22 protein-coding genes are annotated in these 21,918 nt (G+C 73.0%); 15 read left to right on the forward strand and 7 right to left on the reverse strand.

The window, feature by feature from the left end; genetic code table 11:
- Positions 1 to 41: 41 nt before the first annotated feature.
- The 3 genes from BKD26_RS05985 to BKD26_RS05995 all read left to right on the forward strand — a co-directional run bounded on the left by BKD26_RS05985 (position 42) and on the right by BKD26_RS05995 (position 4,155).
- Positions 42 to 866 (forward strand): MOSC N-terminal beta barrel domain-containing protein, encoded by an 825-nt coding sequence (locus tag BKD26_RS05985; protein WP_084896527.1) that lies wholly within the window; start codon positions 42 to 44, stop codon positions 864 to 866.
- A gap of 127 nt (positions 867 to 993) precedes the next feature.
- Positions 994 to 1,602: a hypothetical protein gene (locus tag BKD26_RS05990; RefSeq protein ID WP_084896529.1), complete on the forward strand. Its 609-nt coding sequence runs from the start codon at positions 994 to 996 to the stop codon at positions 1,600 to 1,602.
- Between the two features lie 114 nt (positions 1,603 to 1,716).
- A complete protein-coding gene (locus BKD26_RS05995; RefSeq protein WP_084896531.1) occupies positions 1,717 to 4,155 on the forward strand; it encodes a right-handed parallel beta-helix repeat-containing protein in 2,439 nt (812 codons plus the stop codon).
- Here the strand turns inward: BKD26_RS05995 and BKD26_RS06000 are convergent.
- A complete protein-coding gene (locus BKD26_RS06000; protein ID WP_241518568.1) occupies positions 4,125 to 6,392 on the reverse strand; it encodes a hypothetical protein in 2,268 nt (755 codons plus the stop codon). The genes BKD26_RS05995 and BKD26_RS06000 overlap by 31 nt on opposite strands.
- Before the next feature lie 293 nt (positions 6,393 to 6,685).
- Between BKD26_RS06000 and BKD26_RS06005 the strand changes: the two genes are divergently transcribed.
- The 3 genes from BKD26_RS06005 (at position 6,686) to BKD26_RS06015 (ending at position 8,805) form a co-directional block, all read left to right on the forward strand.
- On the forward strand, positions 6,686 to 7,516 hold the full coding sequence (locus BKD26_RS06005) for a DeoR/GlpR family DNA-binding transcription regulator (protein WP_084896534.1): 831 nt from the start codon (positions 6,686 to 6,688) through the stop codon (positions 7,514 to 7,516).
- A 269-nt stretch (positions 7,517 to 7,785) separates the two neighbouring features.
- Positions 7,786 to 8,235 (forward strand): Immediate-early protein 2, encoded by a 450-nt coding sequence (locus BKD26_RS06010; protein ID WP_084896535.1) that lies wholly within the window; start codon positions 7,786 to 7,788, stop codon positions 8,233 to 8,235.
- A 63-nt stretch (positions 8,236 to 8,298) separates the two neighbouring features.
- Positions 8,299 to 8,805 (forward strand): SRPBCC family protein, encoded by a 507-nt coding sequence (locus BKD26_RS06015; RefSeq protein WP_084896988.1) that lies wholly within the window; start codon positions 8,299 to 8,301, stop codon positions 8,803 to 8,805.
- Between the two features lie 25 nt (positions 8,806 to 8,830).
- Here the strand turns inward: BKD26_RS06015 and BKD26_RS06020 are convergent, their stop codons facing one another.
- Entirely contained in the window at positions 8,831 to 9,976 is a 1,146-nt protein-coding gene (locus BKD26_RS06020; RefSeq protein WP_084896989.1) for a PLP-dependent cysteine synthase family protein, read from the reverse strand.
- A gap of 231 nt (positions 9,977 to 10,207) precedes the next feature.
- Here BKD26_RS06020 and BKD26_RS06025 point away from each other — a divergent pair, with 231 nt between their 5' ends.
- The 3 genes from BKD26_RS06025 (at position 10,208) to BKD26_RS06035 (ending at position 11,605) form a co-directional block, all read left to right on the forward strand.
- The gene (locus tag BKD26_RS06025) at positions 10,208 to 10,537 is read left to right on the forward strand and encodes a hypothetical protein (protein ID WP_084896537.1); all 330 of its coding nucleotides are present in this window, start codon (positions 10,208 to 10,210) and stop codon (positions 10,535 to 10,537) included.
- A gap of 199 nt (positions 10,538 to 10,736) precedes the next feature.
- Positions 10,737 to 11,279 (forward strand): ATP-binding protein, encoded by a 543-nt coding sequence (locus BKD26_RS06030; protein WP_073755764.1) that lies wholly within the window; start codon positions 10,737 to 10,739, stop codon positions 11,277 to 11,279.
- A gap of 59 nt (positions 11,280 to 11,338) precedes the next feature.
- Entirely contained in the window at positions 11,339 to 11,605 is a 267-nt protein-coding gene (locus BKD26_RS06035) for a mycoredoxin (RefSeq protein ID WP_084896540.1), read from the forward strand.
- Between the two features lie 74 nt (positions 11,606 to 11,679).
- Here the strand turns inward: BKD26_RS06035 and BKD26_RS06040 are convergent, their stop codons facing one another.
- Positions 11,680 to 12,909: an ROK family protein gene (locus BKD26_RS06040; RefSeq protein WP_084896542.1), complete on the reverse strand. Its 1,230-nt coding sequence runs from the start codon at positions 12,907 to 12,909 to the stop codon at positions 11,680 to 11,682.
- A 171-nt stretch (positions 12,910 to 13,080) separates the two neighbouring features.
- On the opposite strand from BKD26_RS06040, the gene BKD26_RS06045 reads away from it, so the two are divergent.
- The 4 genes from BKD26_RS06045 (at position 13,081) to BKD26_RS06060 (ending at position 16,328) form a co-directional block, all read left to right on the forward strand.
- On the forward strand, positions 13,081 to 13,755 hold the full coding sequence (locus tag BKD26_RS06045) for an endonuclease (protein ID WP_084896544.1): 675 nt from the start codon (positions 13,081 to 13,083) through the stop codon (positions 13,753 to 13,755).
- Entirely contained in the window at positions 13,752 to 14,108 is a 357-nt protein-coding gene (locus tag BKD26_RS06050; protein ID WP_084896546.1) for a hypothetical protein, read from the forward strand. Before BKD26_RS06045 ends, BKD26_RS06050 begins: the two co-directional genes overlap by 4 nt.
- Before the next feature lie 150 nt (positions 14,109 to 14,258).
- On the forward strand, positions 14,259 to 15,500 hold the full coding sequence (locus BKD26_RS06055) for an MFS transporter (protein ID WP_084896548.1): 1,242 nt from the start codon (positions 14,259 to 14,261) through the stop codon (positions 15,498 to 15,500).
- A gap of 84 nt (positions 15,501 to 15,584) precedes the next feature.
- Positions 15,585 to 16,328, forward strand: a complete 744-nt coding sequence (locus tag BKD26_RS06060; protein ID WP_084896550.1) for a maleylpyruvate isomerase family mycothiol-dependent enzyme — start codon at positions 15,585 to 15,587, stop codon at positions 16,326 to 16,328.
- Between the two features lie 243 nt (positions 16,329 to 16,571).
- Here BKD26_RS06060 and BKD26_RS06065 read toward each other — a convergent pair whose 3' ends face one another.
- The 3 genes from BKD26_RS06065 to BKD26_RS06070 form a co-directional block, all read right to left on the reverse strand.
- Positions 16,572 to 17,075, reverse strand: coding sequence for a nucleoside deaminase (locus BKD26_RS06065; RefSeq protein WP_084896552.1), 504 nt, complete (start codon positions 17,073 to 17,075; stop codon positions 16,572 to 16,574).
- Between the two features lie 239 nt (positions 17,076 to 17,314).
- The gene (locus tag BKD26_RS40135; RefSeq protein ID WP_179166435.1) at positions 17,315 to 17,485 is read right to left on the reverse strand and encodes a hypothetical protein; all 171 of its coding nucleotides are present in this window, start codon (positions 17,483 to 17,485) and stop codon (positions 17,315 to 17,317) included.
- Between the two features lie 518 nt (positions 17,486 to 18,003).
- Complete coding sequence (locus BKD26_RS06070; protein ID WP_084896554.1) at positions 18,004 to 18,408, reverse strand: MarR family transcriptional regulator; 405 nt, start codon at positions 18,406 to 18,408, stop codon at positions 18,004 to 18,006.
- A gap of 87 nt (positions 18,409 to 18,495) precedes the next feature.
- Between BKD26_RS06070 and BKD26_RS06075 the strand changes: the two genes are divergently transcribed.
- The gene (locus BKD26_RS06075) at positions 18,496 to 20,013 is read left to right on the forward strand and encodes an MFS transporter (RefSeq protein WP_084896556.1); all 1,518 of its coding nucleotides are present in this window, start codon (positions 18,496 to 18,498) and stop codon (positions 20,011 to 20,013) included.
- A 73-nt stretch (positions 20,014 to 20,086) separates the two neighbouring features.
- On the forward strand, positions 20,087 to 20,389 hold the full coding sequence (locus tag BKD26_RS06080; RefSeq protein WP_084896558.1) for a DUF6332 family protein: 303 nt from the start codon (positions 20,087 to 20,089) through the stop codon (positions 20,387 to 20,389).
- 34 nt (positions 20,390 to 20,423) lie between these two features.
- Here the strand turns inward: BKD26_RS06080 and BKD26_RS06085 are convergent, their stop codons facing one another.
- Positions 20,424 to 21,635: a GDSL-type esterase/lipase family protein gene (locus BKD26_RS06085; protein WP_084896560.1), complete on the reverse strand. Its 1,212-nt coding sequence runs from the start codon at positions 21,633 to 21,635 to the stop codon at positions 20,424 to 20,426.
- Between the last annotated feature and the right edge of the window lie 283 nt (positions 21,636 to 21,918).

Genomic DNA, 21,918 nt, shown 5'->3' on the forward strand with positions numbered 1-21,918 from the left:
CCGTTCCCCAGGGACGTCATGCCTGCTGACAGGATGAGGCCATGCCCACTCCTGCCCTGCACTCGCTGTACGTCCGTCCGGTCAAGTCGCTCGGGGGGTCCTCACCCGTCGAGGCGGCGGTCGAGCCATGGGGGCTCGCCGGGGACCGCCGCTGGATGCTCATCGACACCACGGCGAAGGTGGTCACCCAACGCCAGTTTCCTAGGCTGGCGTTGGCCTTCGCCGAGCAGTTGCCGGACGGCGGGGCACGGCTGTCCGCGCCGGGCATGGAGCCGCTGTCCGTCGCCGTACCCGAGCCGTCGGCCACCATCGCGGCGGAGATCTTCCAGTCGAAGGTGGAGGCGGTACCGGCCGGGGCGGCCGCGGACGCGTGGTTCACCGCCCACCTGGGCCATGACGTACGGCTGGTGCACCTGGACGACCCGGCCCGCCGCCGCCCCATCAACCCGAAGTACGCGCGGCCCGGGGAGACCGTCAACTTCGCCGACGGCTATCCCCTGCTCGTCACCACCGTCTCCTCGCTGGACGCCCTGAACTCGCTCATCGCCGAGGGCGACCACCCCGAGGAGGGCCCGCTGCCCATGGACCGTTTCCGGCCCACCGTCGTCGTCGAGGGCACCGCCCCCTGGGACGAGGACCGCTGGACCCGTATCGCGATCGGCGAGATCACCTTCCGCGTCGCCAAGCCGTGCGCCCGCTGTGTCGTGACGACCACCGACCAGACGACCTCCCGGCGCGGCAAGGAACCGTTGCGCACCCTGGCACGGCACCGCCTCATCGGCAAGAAGATGATCTTCGGCCAGAATCTGATCCCCGAGCACACCGGCACCCTCCGGGTCGGTGACCCCGTGGAGATCCTCGGTTAGGCGGTCCGTCGTCAGGCCCGTCCGCGGCCGGGCCGGTCCGCCCCCGGTCTGTCGCATAGGCCGTGCCGTCCCGGGAACCCGGGACCTCGGCAGATGCGTTGACGGACACGAAAGGGGGTGCGGGCCTGTGCGTGCGGTCGTCGGACTCTGGCGCTGGCGGCACAATCCCCTGCGCCGGGACACCGATCTCGCCGAGGCATGGGTGGCGCTCGTCGCCCTGCTGCTGATGTGTGTGGCCGCCCCGGTCACCGGCTGGATCTGCGGCGGGCTGACCAATGCCTCGCTCCAGCAGTCGGTGCGGCTCCAGCAGGAGCAGCGCCACCCCGTCACGGCCCAGGTGCTGGGCCACGACGAGGGGGCCCGGACGGCGGCACGCGACGCCGAGGCGGCCACCGATCACCAGATGCGCAGGTCGGTACCGGCCCGGTGGACCGCGCCCGACGGCACGTGGCACACCGGGACACTGACCACCGCGCCGCTCGGCGCCGACCCGGGCGACACCGTCCGGATCTGGACCGACGACCGGGGCCGGCCCGTCGAGCGCCCCATGACCGAGGAGACCGCGCGGGAGCAGGCCGTGCTGGCGGGCATCGGCACCATGCTCCTGGCCGCCGGGCTCGTCGAGGGAGTCAGGCGGGTCGTCGTATGGCAGCTGGTGCAACGGCGGTACGCGCGGCTGGACCGGGCGTGGGCGCAGGCCGGTTCCGACTGGGGCCGGACGGGCGCGGGCAGTTGACCGGTCGCCGTCACCACGGTGGCCGACCGGTCAACTCGCCCCCGCCGCGCGCGCTACGGTGGTGCGATCGTCGGGAAAGACGCGCGGCGCACGAGGTGGGGGCAGAGCAGCACCATGGCACAGGGCACGGTCCAGGTGACGCACACCGGCACATCGCGGTGGCGGCGCCGCACGGGCGAGTACGCCTCCCTCGCCGCGGCCCTGGAGGCCGCCGGTGACGGCGATGTCCTGACCATCTCTCCCGGTACGTACCGGGAGAATCTGGTCCTGCACCGCGCCATCACCCTGCGGGGCACGGAGGGCGCGGTCGGTTCGGTGCGGATCGCCCCCGCCGACGGCGTGCCGCTGACCGTGCGCGCCTCGGCGACCGTCCAGGACCTGCATGTGGAGGGCCAGGACACCTCGGCGCCCGCGCTGCTGATCGAGGACGGCACCCCGGAGCTGCTGGACCTGCGGATCGTGACGCGCTCGGCGGCCGGTGTGGAGGTACGGGGCGCGGCGCGGCCCACCGTGCGGCGCTGCACGGTCGACAATCCGGCCGGGGTCGGGATCGGCGTACTGGACGGCGCGGGCGGCGTGTTCGAGGAGTGCGAGGTGGTCTCGGCGGGGCAGTCGGGCGTCTCGGTGCGCGGTGGCGCGCATCCGCGCCTGGAGCGGTGCCGGGTCCATCACGCCTCGGGCGCGGGGCTGTCGGTGACCGGTGAGGGCAGCGGTCTGGAGGCGATCGGCTGCGAGGTGTACGAGATCAAGGGCAGTGGCGTCCAGGTCGCCTCCCGGGCCGCGGCGCACCTCACCGACTCGTCCGTGCACCGGACGACGGCCGACGGGATCACCCTCGACACGGACGCCGTGCTGACCCTCTCCGACTGCGACATCCACGACATCCCGGAGAACGCGGTCGATCTGCGGTCCCGTTCGGTGCTGACGCTGACCCGCTCGACGGTGCGGCGGTTCGGCCGCAACGGTCTGTCCGTGTGGGACCCGGGCACCCGCGTGGACGCCAACCAGTGCGAGATCCACGACAGTACGGGCGACTATCCGGCGGTCTGGGTCAGTGACGGCGCGACGGCCGTCCTGGACTCGTGCCGGGTCCACGACGTGCCCGACGCGCTGTTCGTGCTCGACCGCGGCTCGCGCGCCGACGTGGTGGACAGTGACCTCTCCCAGGTGCGGAACACGGCGGTGTCGGTCAGTGACGGTGCCACCGCGCAGCTCGACGACTGCCGCATCCGGGAGGCGTCCACCGGGGCCTGGTTCCGTGACCACGGCAGTGGCGGCACGCTGAACGGGTGCACCATCGACTCCGTACAGACCGGGGTCATCGTGACCAAGGGCGCCGATCCGGTGATCGAACGGTGCACGGTCTCCTCCCCCGCCGAGGCGGGGTTCTATGTGTCGGCGGAGGGCCGCGGCACGTTCCACGGCTGCCGGGTGACGGGCAGCGGCGGGTACGGCTTCCACGTCATGGACGGCTGCCGTACGACGCTGAGGCGGTGCCGTACGGAGCGGTGTACGCGCGGTGGGTACGAGTTCGGGGAGGAGGGGCCCGTCGTCGAGGACTGCACCAGCGACGAGAGCGGGGTCCTCACCGCGCGGGCCACCACCACGGCTCCCGCCGCGACCGGGTCGGCCGGCGGGCTGCTCGGTACGGTGCCCTCCCGCGTCCCGGCCCAGGTGCCGTCCCCGGCCCCGCCCCAGGTACCGGAGAAGAGCCCGGCGGTGGCCGTACCGGAGCCTTCCGTACGCAGCTCCCAGGACGTGCTCGGCGAACTCGACGCCCTGGTGGGGCTCGACAGCGTCAAGCGCGAGGTGCGCACCCTCACCAACATGATCGAGGTCGGCAGGCGGCGCCAGGAGGCCGGTCTCAAGGCCGCCTCCGTCCGCCGCCATCTTGTCTTCACCGGCTCGCCCGGCACAGGCAAGACCACCGTCGCCCGGCTGTACGGCGAGATCCTGGCGTCCCTGGGTGTGCTGCAGCGCGGCCATCTCGTCGAGGTGTCGCGCGTGGACCTGGTCGGCGAGCACATCGGCTCCACCGCCATCCGCACCCAGGAGGCGTTCGACCGGGCGCGGGGCGGGGTGCTGTTCATCGACGAGGCGTACGCCCTGTCCCCCGAGGACTCGGGGCGGGACTTCGGGCGTGAGGCGATCGACACGCTGGTGAAGCTGATGGAGGACCACCGGGAGGCGGTCGTGGTGATCGTCGCCGGGTACACGGCCGAGATGGAGCGGTTCCTGACCGTCAACCCGGGGGTGGCCTCCCGGTTCTCGCGGACGATCACCTTCAACGACTACGTACCCGACGAGCTGCTGCGGATCGTCCAGCAGCAGGCGGAGGAGCACGAGTACCGGCTCGCCGAGGGGACGGCCGAGGCGCTGCTGAAGTACTTCACGGAGCTGCCCAAGGGCCCCGCGTTCGGCAACGGCCGTACCGCCCGCCAGACGTTCGAGTCGATGGTCGAGCGGCATGCGGGCCGGGTCGCCGTGCTCACCGAGATGAGCACCGACGACCTGACCCTCCTCTACCCGGAGGACCTGCCCGAGCTGCCCTGAGTGTTCTCACTTCGTTGCGGGGGGACCGGCAGCGGCAGGGCGGGCGGGAGCCGGTCGAGCAGTATGGTGCGTTCTTTGGCGAAGACCGGGTCGGCCTGGTAGTCGCCGTGTCCCAGGATCGGTTCGGGCAGCGGGTGTTCATGAGTGCGGCCGTAGACCACCGGGTCTCGCAGCGCCTTGTGGTCGACTTCCGGCTTGTCTCCTTCGGCGGGGACGATCACCGGGCCGCCTATCGGGTCGGTGCGGCGCCACAGGTTGCGCCAGCAGTGCAGTTCCCGGTGGAGGGCGGCCAGTGGCCGGGGGCCGAAGTAGGCGGGGAACCAGCGCCCGTACAGCCGCTCCAGGGGCGAGCCGTAGGTGAGCAGCGCGACCCGGCGGCGGGTGCCGGCCGGGAGCTGCCAGACGGCGGCCGCGGCCAGCACGCTGCCCTGCGAGTGGCCGGAGATGACCAGGCGCCCGCCCGTACGGCCGGTCCAGGACGACATGCGCCAGGCCAGGTCCGGCACGGCCCGCTCGGCGTAGCAGGGCGGCGCGAAGGGGTGGGCGGCACGCGGCCAGAACGTACCCACGTCCCAGAGGATGCCGATGGTGCGGCGGGCGGAGGCGTCCTTGTAGGCGCGGCGGCCCCAGGTGACGAACAGTATGAAACCGAAGCCGATCAGCCAGGACCCGAGCGCCTGCGCCGACTCGGCCGCGCCCTCCACGAAGGGGTGCCTTCCCGTGAAGGCCTTGCCGGGCACGGTTTCGCTCACCCACGCCCCGACGAGGGCGCCCGCGCCGAGCAGGAGGGTGGCGCCGGAGACGATGCCGGCGATGACGGGCGCGGCGTCCGTGAGGGCGGCACGCGCGCGCGTGGCGGCGATGCGCCGGGTACGGACGGAGTCGGGCTTCTCGCCCTCGTACTCGGCCTCCACGACGGGCGCCAGGCGGCGGGCGGCGAGCGCGGTACGGACGGCGAGGACGGCGGCCGGGACCAGGAGCAGGAGCAGCAGGACGGGGATGACGGAGGCCTGCCAGCTGAGCAGTACGGGCGGCCCGATGGGGTCCTCGCCGGTGCCGGGCGTGGCCGGACCGTCGAGCCAGTCGGCGACGCGCTGCGCGACACCGCCGCTCATGACGCCGCCGAGCGCGCACGCGAGCATCGCGGTGGCGGGCCCGCCGAGGCCGTGCAGGACGGTACGGGTGTGGGGGGCGCGGCGGTACAGGCGCCGGGCCACGACGGTGAGGGTGAGGACGAGGACGCCCTGGGCGAGGGTGATCACGCTGAAGGTGGCGTCCCCGGGGAGGGTGCCGGTGGAGCGCCAGCCGGGGCGGGACCAGGCGGCGTACAGCACCGCGAGGACGAGCAGGGCGATGGAGGCGCCGGGCAGCCAGGTGACGACGGTGCGGTCGAGCCGGTTGTCGAGCCGCTTCTCGCTGCGACCCCGGCGGCACACCACCCAGGTCACGACGACCGCTCCGACGAACAGGGCGCCCTCCAGGGTCCAGCCGAGCGCCTCGCGGGCCGGCCCGGCCGCTTCCCGGTCGTGCCGTGCCGCGGCCCCGCCGACCGCGGCGGCGACGGTGAGGAACCCGGCGGCGGTGTGCGCGGCGCGCAGCCGGGCGACGAGGCGGCGGCCGTACCAGAACCCGGGCCGGCCGAGCGCGGGCCGCAGCTTCCGGTCGGGCCCGCCGTCGCCGTCGAGGCCTTCCCGGGGCGGCCGCTGGGCCTCGTACGCGCTCCAGGTGCGGTTGGACAGGTACCACAGGAGCCCCACCAGGGCGGCGGGGACGAGGGCGGCGAGCGCGAGCCGGCGGCCGGGCTGGGACCACCAGCCGCCCTGGACGGCCGACATGAAGCCGAGCCAGGACCGCTCCTCGGCGCAGCGGGCGGACCCGGCGCACTGCCAGGCCGTCAGGTCCAGGGCGACCTCGCAGGCGGCGGCGGTGAGCAGGACGGTCAGGCTCAGGGCGACGAGCCGCACCAGCACGCCGTAGAGCCGGACGGCGGCGGCCTGCCGCTCGGCGGGCGGGCGCATCCAGTGGGCGAGGTTCACCACCATGAACGGCAGGAGCAGCAGCCATAAGGCGCGGGAGCCGTTGCCGGAGGTGAGGTTGCACCAGCAGTACGCCTCCGGGACCGGCCGCCCGTCGGCGAACCGCTCCGGTTCCTCCTCGGCGTGCTGGTCGACGGTGCGCCGGTAGATCGCCGCCGTCTCGTCGCCGGTCACCCGTACGGTACGGGGATCGTCGAGCATCAGCTCGGGCGTGGTGCCGCCGACGCCGTGGACGAGCAGTTCCAGCGCGGCGCCGGGGCGGGTGGGCTCCGGGGTGGCAGGGGGCACGTGTGGGGCTCCCTCTCAGGATGGGGGTTCGCGTTGCGGGGAGGTGCGCGTGACCGGGCGTGACCGGACGTGACAAGAATCGTCGACCGGGGCGGCTGATGGCAGGGTTCTCACGGAATCTCCCCCGGTCTGTCGCCGGCGGGGCCGTGGCAGGATGATGACCCTTGGCCAGCGGTGTTGACGATAGGGAAGGACCGGCCCCTGCGGTGAGCGACAACCAGAACCTCCTCGCGGAGCAGCGGCGCGCCTTGATCCTGGACGAGGTGAGGCGGCGCGGCGGGGTGCGGGTCAATGAGCTCACCCGCAGACTCAACGTCTCCGACATGACGATCCGCCGGGACCTGGACGCGCTGGCCCGGCAGGGCGTCATCGAGAAGGTGCACGGCGGCGCGGTGCCGCTGGTCGAGGCGAGCACCCATGAACCGGGGTTCGAGGCGAAGTCGTCGCTGGAGCAGAGCGCCAAGGAGGACATCGCGCGGGCGGCGGCGGCGATGGCGGCGCCCGGCAGCGCGATCGCCCTGTCGGGCGGTACGACGACGTACGCGCTGGCCCAGCACCTGCTGGACGTACCGGACCTGACGGTGGTGACCAACTCGGTGCGGGTCGCGGATGTCTTCCACACGGCGCAGCGCACCGGCTCGGGCGGCGCCCCGCGCCCGGGCGCGGCGACCGTGGTGCTGACGGGCGGTGTGCGGACGCCGTCGGACTCGCTGGTGGGGCCGGTGGCCGACCAGACGATCCGCTCGCTCCACTTCGACGTGCTGTTCCTCGGGGTGCACGGCATCTCGGTGGAGGCCGGGCTGTCCACCCCGAACCTGGCGGAGGCGGAAACCAACCGCCGCTTCATCCGCTCCGCGCGGCGCGTGGTCGTCGTGGCGGACCACACCAAGTGGGGCACGGTGGGCCTGAGTTCCTTCGCGCGGCTGGACGAGGTCGACGCCCTGGTGACGGACGGCGGCCTCTCGGACGAGACCCGCGCGGACATGGCGGAGCACCTGCCGGGGCTGGTCGTGGCGGGCGAGGAGGACGCGGCCTGACGGCCGTTCTCGGCCGGCCCCCGGGGCCCGGGCGGCCCCGGTACGGGGCCCGAGCGTCGGGCTCGGGCAGCACGGGCGAGGGGCCGCTGCCCGGCCGACGGCTTCGGCGGCACCGGCACGAGGCCAACTGCCCGGCCGGCGGCTTCGGCGGCACGGCGAAGGTCCTGCTGCCCCGCCGACGGTACGGCGGCACGGCTGGAGGCTCGCGGCCCCGGCCATCGGCACCCGCGGCAGCGGCGTCGGTGGGGTGGCGCGCATACGATCGGGGCATGGCCGTGTTCCGGATCGTCCGTGGTGCCCCCCTGTCCGTCACCGAGGCGTGGCGGCGGCTCACCGACTGGCCGGCTCATGCGGCGCGGGTCCCGCTGACGCGTGCCGCGGGGGTGACGCCGGGGCCCGTACGGGTCGGGAGCCGGTTCACGATGCGTACCGGGATCGGGCCGGTCGGGTTCGACGATCCGATGGAGGTCGTCCGCTGTGAGCCGCCCGGCCCGGGCGGCGGCGCCACCGCGGGCGTGTGCCGGCTGGTCAAGCGCGGCCGGGTGGTCACCGGCTGGGCCGAGATCGAGGTGCGGGAGGCGGCGCCCGGGGCGGTCCGGGTGACGTGGACGGAGGAGCTGCGCGTACGGGGGCTGCCGCGGGTGTGCGACGCGGTACTCGCGCGGGCGGGCCGGTGGGTGTTCGGCCGGGCCCTGTCCGGTCTTCTGGCGGACAACTGACGGTGCGCCAGCTATGGTGTGGGGCCCTGGCGCCACCCCCCTCGTATGCCGGAGGTACGGTCCATGGCACGCCGACTGCGACCTGTGCGGCTCGACTTCCTCGAGTCCGCGCCCCTGCGTCTCGTCTTCGACACGGAAGTGGCCGCGCCGCCCTCGGCGGTGTACCGGGCGCTCGCCGACGAAGTCGCCGACAGCCCGTCCTGGTTCACCGCCATCGCCGCCGCCCGCCCCATCGCCGGCGGCGCCGGCCGGGAGATACGGCTGCGCGGTGGTGTGGTCTTCCAGGAGCGGATCCTGGTGACGGACGCCGGTGAACGCTACGCCTACCGGGTCGAGGAGACCAACGCCCCCGGGGTACGGGCCCTGATGGAGGAGTGGCTGCTGACCCCGGCCCCGCACGGCACCGGCACCGGCACCGGCACCGGCACCCGGGTGCGGTGGACGATGGCGGCCGAGGGCACCGCGCCGTTCCGGCTGGTGATGCGGCTGGCCCGGTCCGGGGTGGGCCGCTCGTTCCGGGACGCGATGCGCAACCTCGACCGGCGACTCGCGTCGTCGCCGGCTCCGTAACGTCTCGTATCGTCTCGTCAGGCCGTCAGCGCGGCCAGACGCCGCTGCCGAGGAACTCGTCGATGGCCGCGCTGTACGGGGCGATGTCCAGGCCCTGTTCGGCGAGCCAGGTGTCGGAGTAGTACTTGTCGAGGTAGCGGTCGCCCGGGTCGCAGATCAGGGTGACGACGCTGCCGGTGCGGCCCTCCGACACCATCTCGGCGACGATCTTCAGCGCGCTCCACAGGCCGGTCCCGGTCGAGCCGCCCGCCTTGCGCCCGATGGCGTTCTCCAGGGCGCGTACGGCGGCCACGCTCGCCGCGTCGGGCACCTTCATCATCCGGTCGATGGCGCCGGGCACGAAGCTCGGCTCCATCCGGGGCCGGCCGATGCCCTCGATGCGGGAGCCGCAGTCGCTGGCGGCGTCCGCGTTGCCGGTGGTCCAGCCCTCGAAGAAGCAGGAGTTCTCGGGGTCGGGGACGCAGACGCGGGTGTCGTACAGCATGTAGTGGACGTAGCGGGCGATGGTCGCCGAGGTGCCGCCCGTACCGGCCGTGGCGACGATCCAGGCGGGTACGGGATGGCGCTCCAGCCGCAGCTGCTGATAGATCGATTCGGCGATGTTGTTGTTGCCGCGCCAGTCGGTGGCCCGCTCCGCGTACGTGAACTGGTCCATGTAGTGGCCGCCGGTGGCGACGGCGAGGGCGGCGGACTCCTCGTACATCTTGCGCGAGTCGTCGACGAAGTGGCACTGGCCACCGTGGAATTCGATGAGCCGGATCTTCTCGGGGCTGGTGGTGCGCGGCATGACGGCGATGAACGGCACACCGATCAGGCTCGCGAAGTACGCCTCGGAGACGGCGGTCGAGCCGCTGGACGCCTCGATGACGGGCTTTCCGGGGCGGATCCAGCCATTGCACAGGCCGTAGAGGAAGAGTGACCGCGCCAGGCGGTGCTTGAGGCTGCCGGTGGGGTGGGTCGACTCGTCCTTCAGGTAGAGGTCGATGCCCCACTGTTCGGGCAGCGGGAAGCGCAGGAGGTGCGTGTCGGCGGACCGGTTGGCGTCGGCCTGGACCTTGCGTACGGCTTCTTTCAGCCACTCCCGGTACGTGGGATCGCTGCGGTCCACGTCGATGGTCTCGGCCGGGTACGCCGGGCCCGGCCCCTGCTCCGGCTGCCCTGTGTGTTCCATGGTGCTCACGCGCCACTCCTCGTCCTTCTCAGCTCTCCTGCCCCATCCCGAACATACCCTCCTCACCTGCGCAAACGATGACTTTGATGACCCATAGGCAATGCTTGCAGGGGCGCCCGGCGCGGCGCATGGGGCAGCCGAGGGGCGCATCCACCCACGCGCCCTGGTGTACGGGCGGGTACTTGTGCAGACTGACCGGCATAAACCTGCGCGAAGGGGGCTGGGTACGTCATGGCCGAGGCCGATTTCAGCGCCACCGGCGTACGGATCGAACGGTGGCCGCGTTCGCTGACCCGGGCGGGCGAGGTCCTGATCAAGGACGGCAGGCTGGCGCTCCTCACCAGCTACGGACGGGTGATCGACAGCGCGCCGGTCCGGGCGGTCAGGGCGAGCAGGCCCTGGTTCGCGGGGCGCGACGACGCCATGGTGGCAACGCTGAACGGCACGCGGTACCGGCTGACCATGGGACAGCGCAGCCGGAGGCCCGACGGGGCGGCCGCGGGGGCGCTGGCCGGCCGCCTGCTGGAGGCCGTTCGCCGCGCGGACGGCGGCAGGGACTGACAGACGTGACGGCAGGGACCCACGGGTAACCGGACGCCGCGAGTTGCGAAGCGGTCACCCCTGGTCCACGCTGGACTGACATCACTACCCAGGGTGCACCGGCGGTGACGCTGCGATCCAGCCCGCCGGACCAACAGCCAGCCAACTACTGGATCCGATCTCCGTCTTCTTCCGGACCTCATTTCGGGGAGTCGCAGCCGTGATCAGCCAGGCAAGCAGGCAGTGCACGGTAGAGCTCCAAGCCCTGCCGTCGCGGATCGGTCAGGTCCGCAGAATCGTTTCAGCGCAGTTGCGCTACTGGAATCTCGATTGTCTGATCGAGAAGGCCGCGCTCGGTGTCACCGAGCTCCTGACGAATGTTCACCAGCACGCCCAGCCGGACAAGGTGTGCACCGTCGAGATCGAGCTGATGCTCGACCGGCTGACGGTCTCGGTCCACGACCACGACCCCCGCCTCCCCACGGTCAACACGTCCGACCCGCTGGCCACTTCGGGCCGCGGTCTGGCTCTGATAGAGGCGGTCAGCGAGAGTTGGGGCGCCAGACCGCAGGGCGAGTCCGGGAAGGTCGTGTGGTTCACCCTTCCGGCGCCCTCGTCCTCACCCCTGCCGATCCCGCCCCTCCCGGTGTACGGGGCGGCCACCAGCGGTCCGTTCACGGGCACCGTGCCCTTCGGGGACACGGCGGAGGCGGCGGACGCGGTGCGCGAACGGGCCGCTGTCCGGCCGGCCGTGGCGGGCTGACCGGAGGTGGTGCCCGCCACGCGGGGAGTAGGCTCGCCGGTGACGGAGGGGGAAGGATCATGGGCGAAGACCGCGAGGGCGTGGTCGTCTACTGGCGGCCCGGCTGCCCGTACTGCATGAAGCTGCGCCTCCAACTGCGCTTCACACGGCTGCCGTACACCGAGGTGAACATCTGGAAAGACCCGGAGGCGGCGGCTTACGTCCGCTCCGTCGCCGACGGCAACGAGACCGTGCCGACCGTGAGCGTGGCGGGGACGGCGTTGGTGAACCCGTCACTGCGGCGGCTGCGGGAGGCGGTCAGGACGCATGCCCCGCACCTGATGTGACCACTGCCGGGACCCGGGCCGGGGCCCGGCCGGCACCGGGTTCAGGCGGGTTCGCCGCGCACGCGTCGCCGCCGTTACGCGGCCGGGCGGCCCAGGGCGGCGAGGGGGTCGTCCAGCACCGGCTGCCAGGCCAGTTCGGCGGCGCCGACGAGGCTGTTGTGGTCCAAGGTGCAGCCCAGGATCGGTACGCCGCCGCTGCGGCCCCACAGGCTGCGGTCGGCGACCACCGCCCGGAGCCGCTCGGGGTCGGCGGCGAGAAGTTCGCGGTGGAGGCCGCCGAGGATGATGCGGTCGGGGTTGAGGATGTTGACCAGGCCGGCCAGGCCGAGGCCGAGGCGGTCGATGAGTTCCTCGGTGGCCGCCCGTACACCCGGGTCGCCGGCATGGTCGCGGAGCAGGTCGCGGCTCTGCTGGAGCAGGGAGACCTCGGGGCCGGGGGCGCGGCCGGCGGCCGTGAGGAAGGCGAGCGGGTCGGCCTCGACGTCGAGGCAGCCGCGGCTGCCGCAGTAGCAGGGGCGGCCCTCGGGGTTGACGGTGAGGTGGCCGACTTCGAGGGCGAGCCCGGAGCTGCCGGTGTGGAGGCGCCCGTCGAGGACGAGGGCGCCCCCGACGCCGCGGTGACCGGTGGCGACGCAGAGCAGGTGCTGGGCGCCGCGGCCGGCGCCGTGCCGGTGCTCGGCGAGGGCGGCGAGGTTCACGTCGTTGCCGGTGAAGGCGGGGCCGTCGATGCCGGCCGCCCGTACCAGCCCGGCGAAGATGTCGCGGACGGGCGCCCCGGCGGGCCAGGCGAGGTGGAGCGGGTTGAGGGCGGTGCCTTCCGGTTCGGCGACGGCGGAGGGGACGGCGAGCCCGGCACCCACGCAGCGGCGCCCGCTCTCGCGCAGCAGTCCGGCGCCCGCCTCGACGACGGCCGCGAGGACCTGCGCGGGGTCGGCGGAGACGGTCACGCAGCCGGGCGCGGTGGCCACGATGCGGCCGCCGAGGGCGACGAGGGCGGCGCGGAAGCCATCGGCGTGGATCTGGGCGGCTAGGGCTACGGGTCCGTTCTCGTCGACGGTGAGCCGGTGCGAGGGGCGGCCCTGGGAGCCGGCGGCGGCACCGGGGCGGGAGTCGACGCGGATGAGGCCGAGGGCTTCCAGTTCGGCGGCGACGGCACCGGCGGTGGCGCGGGTGACACCGAGCTCGGCGGTGAGGACGGCGCGGGTGGGGGCGCGTCCGGTGTGCACCAGTTCCAGTGCGGGGCCGAGCGCGCTGCGGCCTCTGTCCAGCCGGGGTGATCGGGTCGTGGTCGCCTTGCCGTTCATGGGGGCGAGTCTCCCATGATCCAGCGGCCCCTCCGGCCCGGCGGTGCAGTTTCGGCCGGTCGTGGACGGGTACTGCGGGCGGCAGGATCACCGGAGGTCGCGGTCCCCCGGAGGCTTCCGGAGGCACCGGAGGCCGGTCACCGGAGGTCGCGAAAGGTCCCGGGAGGTTCCATGGCACGACCCGACAGCGAGACGACGGTCAGGACCCTGCTCGACGAGGCGGGCCGCACGTACGCGGAGCAGGCCGGGATCCGTCTGAAGGACACGCCCCAGCCGCTGTACCAGCTGCTGGTCCTGGCGCATCTGCTGAGCGCCCGGATCCGCGCCGACACGGCGGTGGCGGCGGCCCGCGCCCTGTTCGACGCGGGGATGCGGGACGCGCGGCACATGCGCGACGCCACGTGGCAGCAGCGGGTGGACGCGCTCGGCGAGGGTGGTTACCGGCGCTACGACGAGCGGACGTCGACCCAGCTGGGCAAGGCCGCGGAGCTGGTCGTCGACACGTACGGCGGCGATCTCCGCCGGTTGCACGACAAGGCCGGAGGCGACGTGGACGAGCTGCGCGCGCTGTTGCAGGAGGTGCCGGGGATCGGTCCGGCCGGCGCGGACATCTTCCTGCGTGAGGTACAGGGCGTATGGCCGGAGCCGGCGCCGTACCTGGACGACAAGACGCTGGACGGAGCGGAGCGGCTGGACCTGCCGGCGGACCGGGAGGAGCTGGCCCGCCTGGTCGGGAAGGAGGAACTGCCCGCGCTGGCCGCCGCGCTGGTGCGGGCCGCGCTGGACAAGCACGTCGTCGACGAGGTCCACGAGAAAGTCAGCGAGACACAGGGAGGATCCGGATGACCACCCACGACCGCGGCGGACTTCCGCTGCCCGACTACGACCAGCTGCCCGTCGGCACGCTGGAGCACCGCATCCGGTCGCTCAGCGTCCCGGAACTCGACCAGTTGCTGCACTACGAGCATGAGCACGCCGACCGCGCCATGGTCGTCCAGGTCATCACGGCCCGGAAGCGGCAACTGGACGCCGGAGCCCCCCTGTCCGGCGGCAACCCGGCCGCCTCCAAGCCGGAAACGGCCGGTCACGGCCAGGGCGGCTCACGAGTCTCGCCCGCCACGTCGCCGGAGCCCATGAGCCCGCCGCCACACGGCACGCCGGACCAGCAGGGCAAGCCGAAGGGCGACCGCACCGGCTGACCGCACCGGCTGACCGCACCGGCCGACCGCACCGGCCGACAGCGTTGGCGGACAGCGCCGGCCGACGGTACGAGACGAACCGCCGGGCCCCCGGAACGGCGCCGGTCCCGGCGGTTGAAGGCTGCCGCTCCCGACCCCTATCCTGAGTTTGTGCCGCACCTAAACAAACTACGGACGGCGGTCCCCGGGGGATCAGGCGGAGACACCGCCGCGCGCTCCCTGGCTCGCCTCCGCACCGTCCTGACCCTGTTCTTCGCCCTCGACGGTTTCCTGTTCGCCGGCTGGGTGGTCCGCATCCCGGCCATCAAGCAGCAGACCGGAGCCTCCGCGAGCGACCTCGGACTCGCCCTTCTCGGTGTATCGGCCGGCGCGGTCGTGACGATGACGCTCACCGGCCGCCTGTGCCGGCGCTTCGGCAGCCACCCGGTGACGGTCGCCTCGGCGGTGCTGCTCAGCCTGAGCATCGCCCTTCCTCCGCTGACCCACTCGGCGCTCGCGCTCGGCCTGGTGCTGCTGGTCTTCGGCACCGCGTACGGCGGCATCAACGTGGCCATGAACAGCGCCGCCGTCGACCTCGTGGCCGCGCTGCGCCGCCCGGTGATGCCCAGCTTCCACGCCGCGTTCAGCCTCGGCGGCATGCTCGGCGCCGGGCTCGGCGGCCTCGTCGCGGGTGGCCTCTCCCCCACTGCGCACCTGCTCGGCCTCACGGTCGCCGGTCTTCTGCTGACGGTCGCCGCCGGCCCCGTACTCCTGCGCCGTCCCTCCCCCGCCGCCCCCGAGGCGCTGCCCGCCGACGAGCGGGCGCCTGGCGCGGGGGGCGGCCGCCTCGACGGCCGGTCGCGCCGGCTCGTCGCCGTCTTCGGCGTGATCGCGCTGTGCACGGCGTACGGCGAGGGCGCGCTGGCCGACTGGGGGGCGCTCCACCTGGAGCAGGACCTGCACGCCCACCCCGGCGTGGCGGCCGCCGGCTACGCGCTGTTCGCCCTCGCCATGACCGCCGGGCGCCTCTCCGGTACGGCGATGCTGGAGCGGCTCGGCCAGACCCGCACCCTGGTGGCGGGCGGGGCGACCGCGGCCACCGGCATGCTGCTGGGCGCACTGGCGCCCACGGTGTGGCTCGCGCTGCTCGGCTTCGCCGTGACGGGGCTGGGCCTGGCCAACATCTTCCCCGTCGCCGTCGCCAGGGCGGGTGCCGTGGCCGGCGCGGGCGGGGTGGCCGCCGCCTCCACGCTGGGTTACGGCGGGATGCTGCTCGGTCCGCCCTCGATCGGGTTCCTCGCCGACTGGTTCTCGCTGCCGGTGGCCCTGACGACGGTGGCGGTCCTGGCCGGCGGCGCGGCCCTGATCGGGTACGCGGCACGCAACGCGTCGGCGGCCGGGCAGTCCGGATAGCGCGGACGTGTCCGGGCGTCGCAACCGGTGCGTGACCGCTTCAGGCCATACCGGTCACCGGCACCGCACTGGCAGAATCGCGACATGGAGATCACCGAGCACATCAAGTCCCTCGCCACCGACGGCCGGTCGCTCGCCGACGCGGCCGAGCTGGCGGGCACTGGTGCGCCAGTCCCGACCTGTCCCGGCTGGCAGGTACGGGACCTGCTGCGGCACACGGGCGCGGTGCACCGATGGGCGACCGCCTTCGTCACCGAGGGGCACACCTCGTACCAGCCGCTCGCCGACGAACCCGGACTCGACGACGGGGAGCTGGTCGACTGGTTCCGGGAGGGCCACGACCGGCTGGTCACCGCCTTGACCGCGGCTCCCGACACCCTGGAGTGCTGGACGTTCCTGCCCGCGCCCTCGCCGCGCGCGTTCTGGGCACGGCGCCAGGCGCACGAGACCGCCGTGCACCGGGTCGACGCGCAGTCGTCGGTGCCGGGGGCGGGGGCCGGAGTGGTGGAGGTGACACCCGCGTTCGCCGCCGACGGGATCGACGAGCTGCTGCGCGGCTTCCACGCCCGGGAGAAGAGCCGGGTGCGTACGCCGGAGCCGGGCATCCTGCGCGTACGGACGACGGACACCGGTGATGCGTGGACCGTACGGCTGTCGGATCAGGTGCCGCACGCCGAGCGGACGGCCGACGGGCCAGCCGACTGCGAGCTGAGCGGCCCCGCCGCGCAGGTGTACCTGGCCCTGTGGAACCGGCTGCCGGCCGACGCCGTCTCCACCGCCGGGGATGAGCGGCTGGCGCGACTGTGGCGGGAGACGTCGGCCATCTGAGGAGCCGCGGGTCGCGGCCGGGTAGGTCGGCCCCTCCCCGTGGGTGGAACACGCCATCGGGCTCCGCGCGAAGCACAGGACGCCCCGCGCGGAGCCCGGGAAGCCCCAGCCGCGAACCCCGCGAAGGGCCACCGCCAATCGAACGTGCCCGCGTCGTTGAGCGGTCTCAGCGACGCGGATCGGCGTCGAGGACCGTCGAGTGGGGCATCGTGTGCTCCGTTGGACAGCCCCGAGGACTCCTCGTCAGTAGTCGATGCGGTCGGACTTGGCCAGCCACGCGTCGAACGGCGCCGTACGGTTCGGCAGGTCCAGCTGCTCGACCGGCATCGGCCACAGCGACGCGGGCTTCTTGTCGAACAGGTCGTAGAACTTGCGGTCGTCGAAACCGGCCACCGCGGCATCGTGCCGGTCGGCGGCGTAGACGATCCGGTCGACCCGCGCCCACAGTGCGGAGGAAAGACACATCGGACACGGCTCACACGACGTGACCAGGACGCAGCCCTCGAGGGAGAAGGTGTCCAGCTGCTTGCAGGCGGCACGCATCGCGCTCACCTCGGCGTGCGCCGTCGGGTCCAGGGTCGCGGTGACCTGGTTGTTCCCGAGCGCGACGATCTCGCCCGCCTTGGCGACCAGTGCGCCGAACGGACCGCCGCCGTTCGCCACGCTGTTGGTGGCCCGCCTGATGGCCTCGTCCATCCAGGCGCGCTCGAGCTCGTGGACGCTCGCTTCTTGGGTGTGCGCGGTCATGGTGACTCCTCTTTCGGAAACGGTGGGGGTTGGTTCCCCAGGTGCTCTGCCCGTGCGGGACACCGCACCCGGGACAACAAGTGGGTCCTGCGGGTACCGCCTCGAGTCGGCTCGGTCGGCGAAACCCGCGGGGTTTCATCGCGGCGTGACGCCGGCAATGCGCTCCGGTGCGACCGGGGTGCGGGGAGAGTTCATCCCCGTCGCGTTGCGGATGGCGTTCTCGGCGGTTCGGGTCGCCCCTACAGGTGGCTTCCCGCCACCAGCGCGTCGCCCCGGAGACTCTGGTAGGGCAACGCCCCCCACAGCGCGTCGGCCGGCACAGCGTTGCGATCGTCGAGTTCCGCGGCAACGGTGATACCCGGGCCACTCCATGCGATCTCTACATGCCGAGCGAATAACGTCTTGGTCACGGTCTTCTCCTTCGTTCGGCACGATGTCAGGAGGATGGAGCAGAGTGGTCTACCGCGATGAGGACACGCGGCCGACCCTTCCCCCGTGTGGCAAGCCGAACGAGGTCCGCGGCACTCATTTTTTGCTTCATGGCAACCTGCTCTCCCCCGCTGCAACTTGTTGAGGAGTACACAGCCACGCGAGTGGAGTCAGCTAGGAGTGAAAGACATGAAAGCGCCCACACACTCTTCGTAGACTTCTCCAAGATCCAGTCGGCCCTGCGCACCGGGCCCCTCCCCCGCACCCCCGCCGTCGTTCCTGATCAGGCCGGCGAAGCGAGTGCGGGGACCGCTACGGCCGCCGATGAACATCGTGCGGCGCGGGCAAAAGCGAAGATCAAGCGGCGGCCGCGTGCCACAGCGTGCGCCCCCGACGATCAGCCGCCGCCCGGCTGAGACCGCAGCTCACCCTCCGGTGAAGCGCGGCAGGCGGCTTGCGGTCCGGCCGTCCGGAGACGGAACCTGTGAGGCGGGGGCGATCAGGGGCGTTCGGCAAGCATCCGGCTCAGCACGGCACGCTGGAGGGGCTGCGCCTCGGCGTGCCGGGCCCGTCCCGCGTCCGTCAGGGCCACCCGTACACCGCGCCGGTCCTCGCTGCACATGCCGCGGGACACCAGTCCGTCCTTCTCCAGCCGCGCGACCAGCCGCGACAGGGCGCTCTGACTCAGGTGCACCCGGGAGGCGAGCTCCTGCACGCGGTACGCGCAGCCGCCACCGTCCTCCGCCGCGCCTTCGGCGAGCACGTCCAGGACCTCGAAGTCGCTGGCGCCGAGGCCGTACTGGTGCAGCGCACGGTCGAGTTCGCACATCGTGCGGGCGTGCAGGGCGAGCACGTCGCGCCACCGCTCCACCAGCGCCCGCTCGGACTTCGTCACAGCCACCATGAACCCACGTTAGCAGGGAGGGCATCGTTCGTTGCATCGAAATTAAATGCGTTTGCATCCAATGCATATGCATGTAGTGTGCTGCGCATGACCTCTCCGCTCAACGTCCCTTCCCCTGCCGTGGGTTCGGCCACGGAGGACCGCTGGAGCCCCCGCCTGTGGGGCACCCTGCTGGTGCTGTGTGCCGCGATGTTCCTCGACGCCCTCGACGTCTCGATGGTCGGCGTCGCCCTGCCGTCCATCGCCACCGACCTCGGCCTGTCCACCGCCACCCTGCAGTGGATCGTCAGCGGCTACATCCTCGGTTACGGCGGTCTCCTGCTGCTCGGCGGCCGCGCGGCCGACCTCCTCGGCCGCCGCCGGGTCTTCCTGATCGCCCTCGCCGTCTTCGCGCTCGCCTCCCTGCTCGGCGGCCTCGTCGACTCCGGCCCGCTGCTGATCGCGAGCCGCTTCATCAAGGGCCTGAGCGCCGCGTTCACCGCGCCCGCCGGCCTCTCGATCATCACCACCACGTTCAAGGAGGGCCCGCAGCGCAACCGGGCCCTGTCGATCTACACCACCTGTGCCGCCACCGGCTTCTCCATGGGCCTGGTCCTGTCCGGGCTGCTCACCGAGGTGAGCTGGCGCCTGACGATGCTGCTGCCCGCGCCCATCGCGCTCATCGCCCTGATCGTCGGCCTGAAGCTGATCCCGCACAGCGACCGCGAGGAGACGCGTGGCGGCTACGACGTGCCGGGCGCCGTCACCGGCACCGCCGCCATGCTGCTGCTGGTGTTCACCGTGGTCCAGGCGCCCGAGGTGGGCTGGGCCTCCGCCCGTACGCTGCTGTCGTTCCTGGCCACCGCCGTCCTGCTCGCCGCCTTCGTGACCATCGAGCGGCGCAGCGCGAGCCCGCTGCTGCGGCTCGGCGTCCTCCGCTCCGGCACGCAGCTGCGCGCCCAGCTCGGCGCCGCCGCGTTCTTCGGCTCGTACGTCGCCTTCCAGTTCATCGTGACGCAGTACATGCAGTCGCTGCTCGGCTGGAGCGCGCTCCAGACGGCGCTCGCGTTCCTGCCGGCCGGTGTGCTGGTGGCGCTCTCCTCCACCAAGATCGGTGACGTGGTGGACCGGTTCGGTACGCCCCGGGTGATCGCGACGGGCTTCACGCTCCTGGTCGTCGCCTACGCGATCTTCCTCCAGGTCGACCTCACCCCGCGGTACGCGGCCGTCATCCTCCCCTCCATGCTGCTCCTGGGCGCGGCGTGCGCCCTGACCTTCCCCTCCCTCAACATCCAGGCCACCAACGGCGTGGACGACGACGAGCAGGGCATGGTGTCCGGGCTGCTCAACACCTCCATCCAGGTGGGCGGCGCCATCTTCCTCGCCGTCGTGACCGCCGTCATCACGGCGGGCGGCCACGAGGGCGGTTCGTCCCCGCAGGCGGTACTGGACAGCTTCCGGCCGGGTCTCGTCGTGGTGACCGCCATCGCGCTCGCCGGGCTGCTGATCACTCTGACCGGGCTGCGACGCGACCGCGGTACGCGTACACCGCAGCCGTCGGTCGTGGTCGCGAAGTCGGCCGGTACGAGCGCGGAGAAGGCCGAGCCCGTCGGCGTACGGGACTGACCGGACGAGACGCGGCGTGCGGCCGGTGGGCGATGTCCTTGCCCACCGGCCGCACGCTTGTGACACTCGGGCCATGGGGAATCGAACACAGGCTCAACGAGACGCCATCACCGTCGAGATCGGGTACGCGCTGGTGACCGGGGTGCTTCTCGCGGTGGGGCTGTTCGTCCTGTGCGCCGCGCCCGTGCTCGTACTGGGCCTGGGGGGCGGTGCGGCGCGAGGCGTACTGGTGGTGGCCGCGACGGCGGCGGGCCTGGGGTTCCTGACGCGCGTGGCGCGGGTGCTGTGGCGGTTCGGGGCCGGCGCGGACGCCGGTCGGCCGGACGCGGCCGCCGGTCGGCCGGGCCGGCCGGGGCGTACCGGGCCCGACTCGTAGGCCGGGACGACGAGTTGGGCGCGGTCGCGGGCGGCTACTCCCTGGGCAATACGGCGCCACGATCCCCGAAGGGGCCGTCCGCGGTGAAGGCCAGTTCGGCGAAGCGTTCGCCGATGTGGCGGTGCGTGGCGGCGTCCGGGTGGAGCTGGTCGGGCAGCGGCAGCTCGGCGAAGTCGGCCGCACCGTAGAGGTCACGGCCGTCGAGGTGCAGGTCCGGGTCCCGGACCGACCGCTGCGCCACGATCCGGGCCAGCTCGTCCCGGATCACGTTGAGGGTCAGTTTCCCGCTCGCGCGTTCCGCCGGATCGCCGGCGGCCCGGAACCGCAACTGCCCGGTGGCGAGGGCCGTGAAGTCCGGGGCGCTGGGGCCCGGGGTGTCCTCGTGGACGGGGCACAGGATGGGTGAGACGACCAGCAGCGGTGTGGTCGGGTGGCCTTCGCGGATGGTGTCGAGAAAGCCGTGGACCGCGGGGGCGAAGGCGCGCAGGCGCATCAGGTCGGTGTTGACGAGGTTGATGCCGATCTTGACGCTGATCAGGTCGGCGCGGGTGTCCCGCATCGTACGGGCGGTGAACGGGTCGAGCAGGGCGTTGCCGCCCAGACCCAGGTTGACCAGGTCCACGCCGCCGAGGGAGGCGGCGAGCGCGGGCCAGGTGGTGGTGGGGCTCGCGGCGTCGGAGCCGTGGCTGATCGAACTGCCGTGGTGCAGCCACACCCGGCGGCCCCGGTCCGGTGCGGGCTCGACGGGGGCATCGGTGCGCAGGGCGATGAGTTCGGTGGTCTCGTTGTACGGCAGCCAGATCTCGACGTCCTTGGCGCCGTCGGTGCCGTCGCCGTCGGGCAGTCCGGTGAAACGGACGGTGCCGACCGGGCCGGGGCGCAGCTCGGTGGTCCCGGTGGTCATGTCGATGGTCAGGGTGTTGCCGCCCGTGACACTGGCCTGTCCGGCCAGGTGGCCGTCGACCAGCAGGTCGTACACGCCGTCGGGGCGGGGCGGGGCGCCCGCGTAGACCCGTTTGGTGGGCAGCGTGTCCAGTTCGACGGCGGTGGCGCGGGTGCGGAAGGCCAGCCGTACGCCGGAGGGCTGGGTCTCGGCCATGGTTAGTTGCCCGTCGGCGCACTGGGCGCGGGCCCAGGCGGGCAGCCGGTGCGGCAGCACGCCGCGCTCGGTGCGCTCCACGTCGAGGGCGCCGCGCAGGAGGTCCGCGGTGACGGGCGTGGTGATCCAGTTCTCGTTGGTGTGCATGGCCTCGGCCTCGACCTCTCGACTCGAAGTGACTGAATGGTCCGGCTTACGTGCGGGCCGACGAGCGTGGGCGGGGGCCGGCGACCCGGGGGCGGGGGGCGAGCCATGGCCGGCCGCCCAGCGGCGTGCCGACCAGCGGGCAGCGGGCCCCGTGGGCTGGCGGGCGGCCGGCGCCTTGCGGCGAGGCCGGCGGCCTGCGTCCGGCGGCCTTGGGGCGAGCCAGCGGGCCTGGGGGGCCGGCGAGCCTGCGGGCCGGCATGCGGGCGGGCCGGCATGCGGGCGG

This window comes from Streptomyces sp. CB03238 (genome assembly GCF_002099185.1).
In the GTDB taxonomy this organism is placed as follows: domain Bacteria; phylum Actinomycetota; class Actinomycetes; order Streptomycetales; family Streptomycetaceae; genus Streptomyces.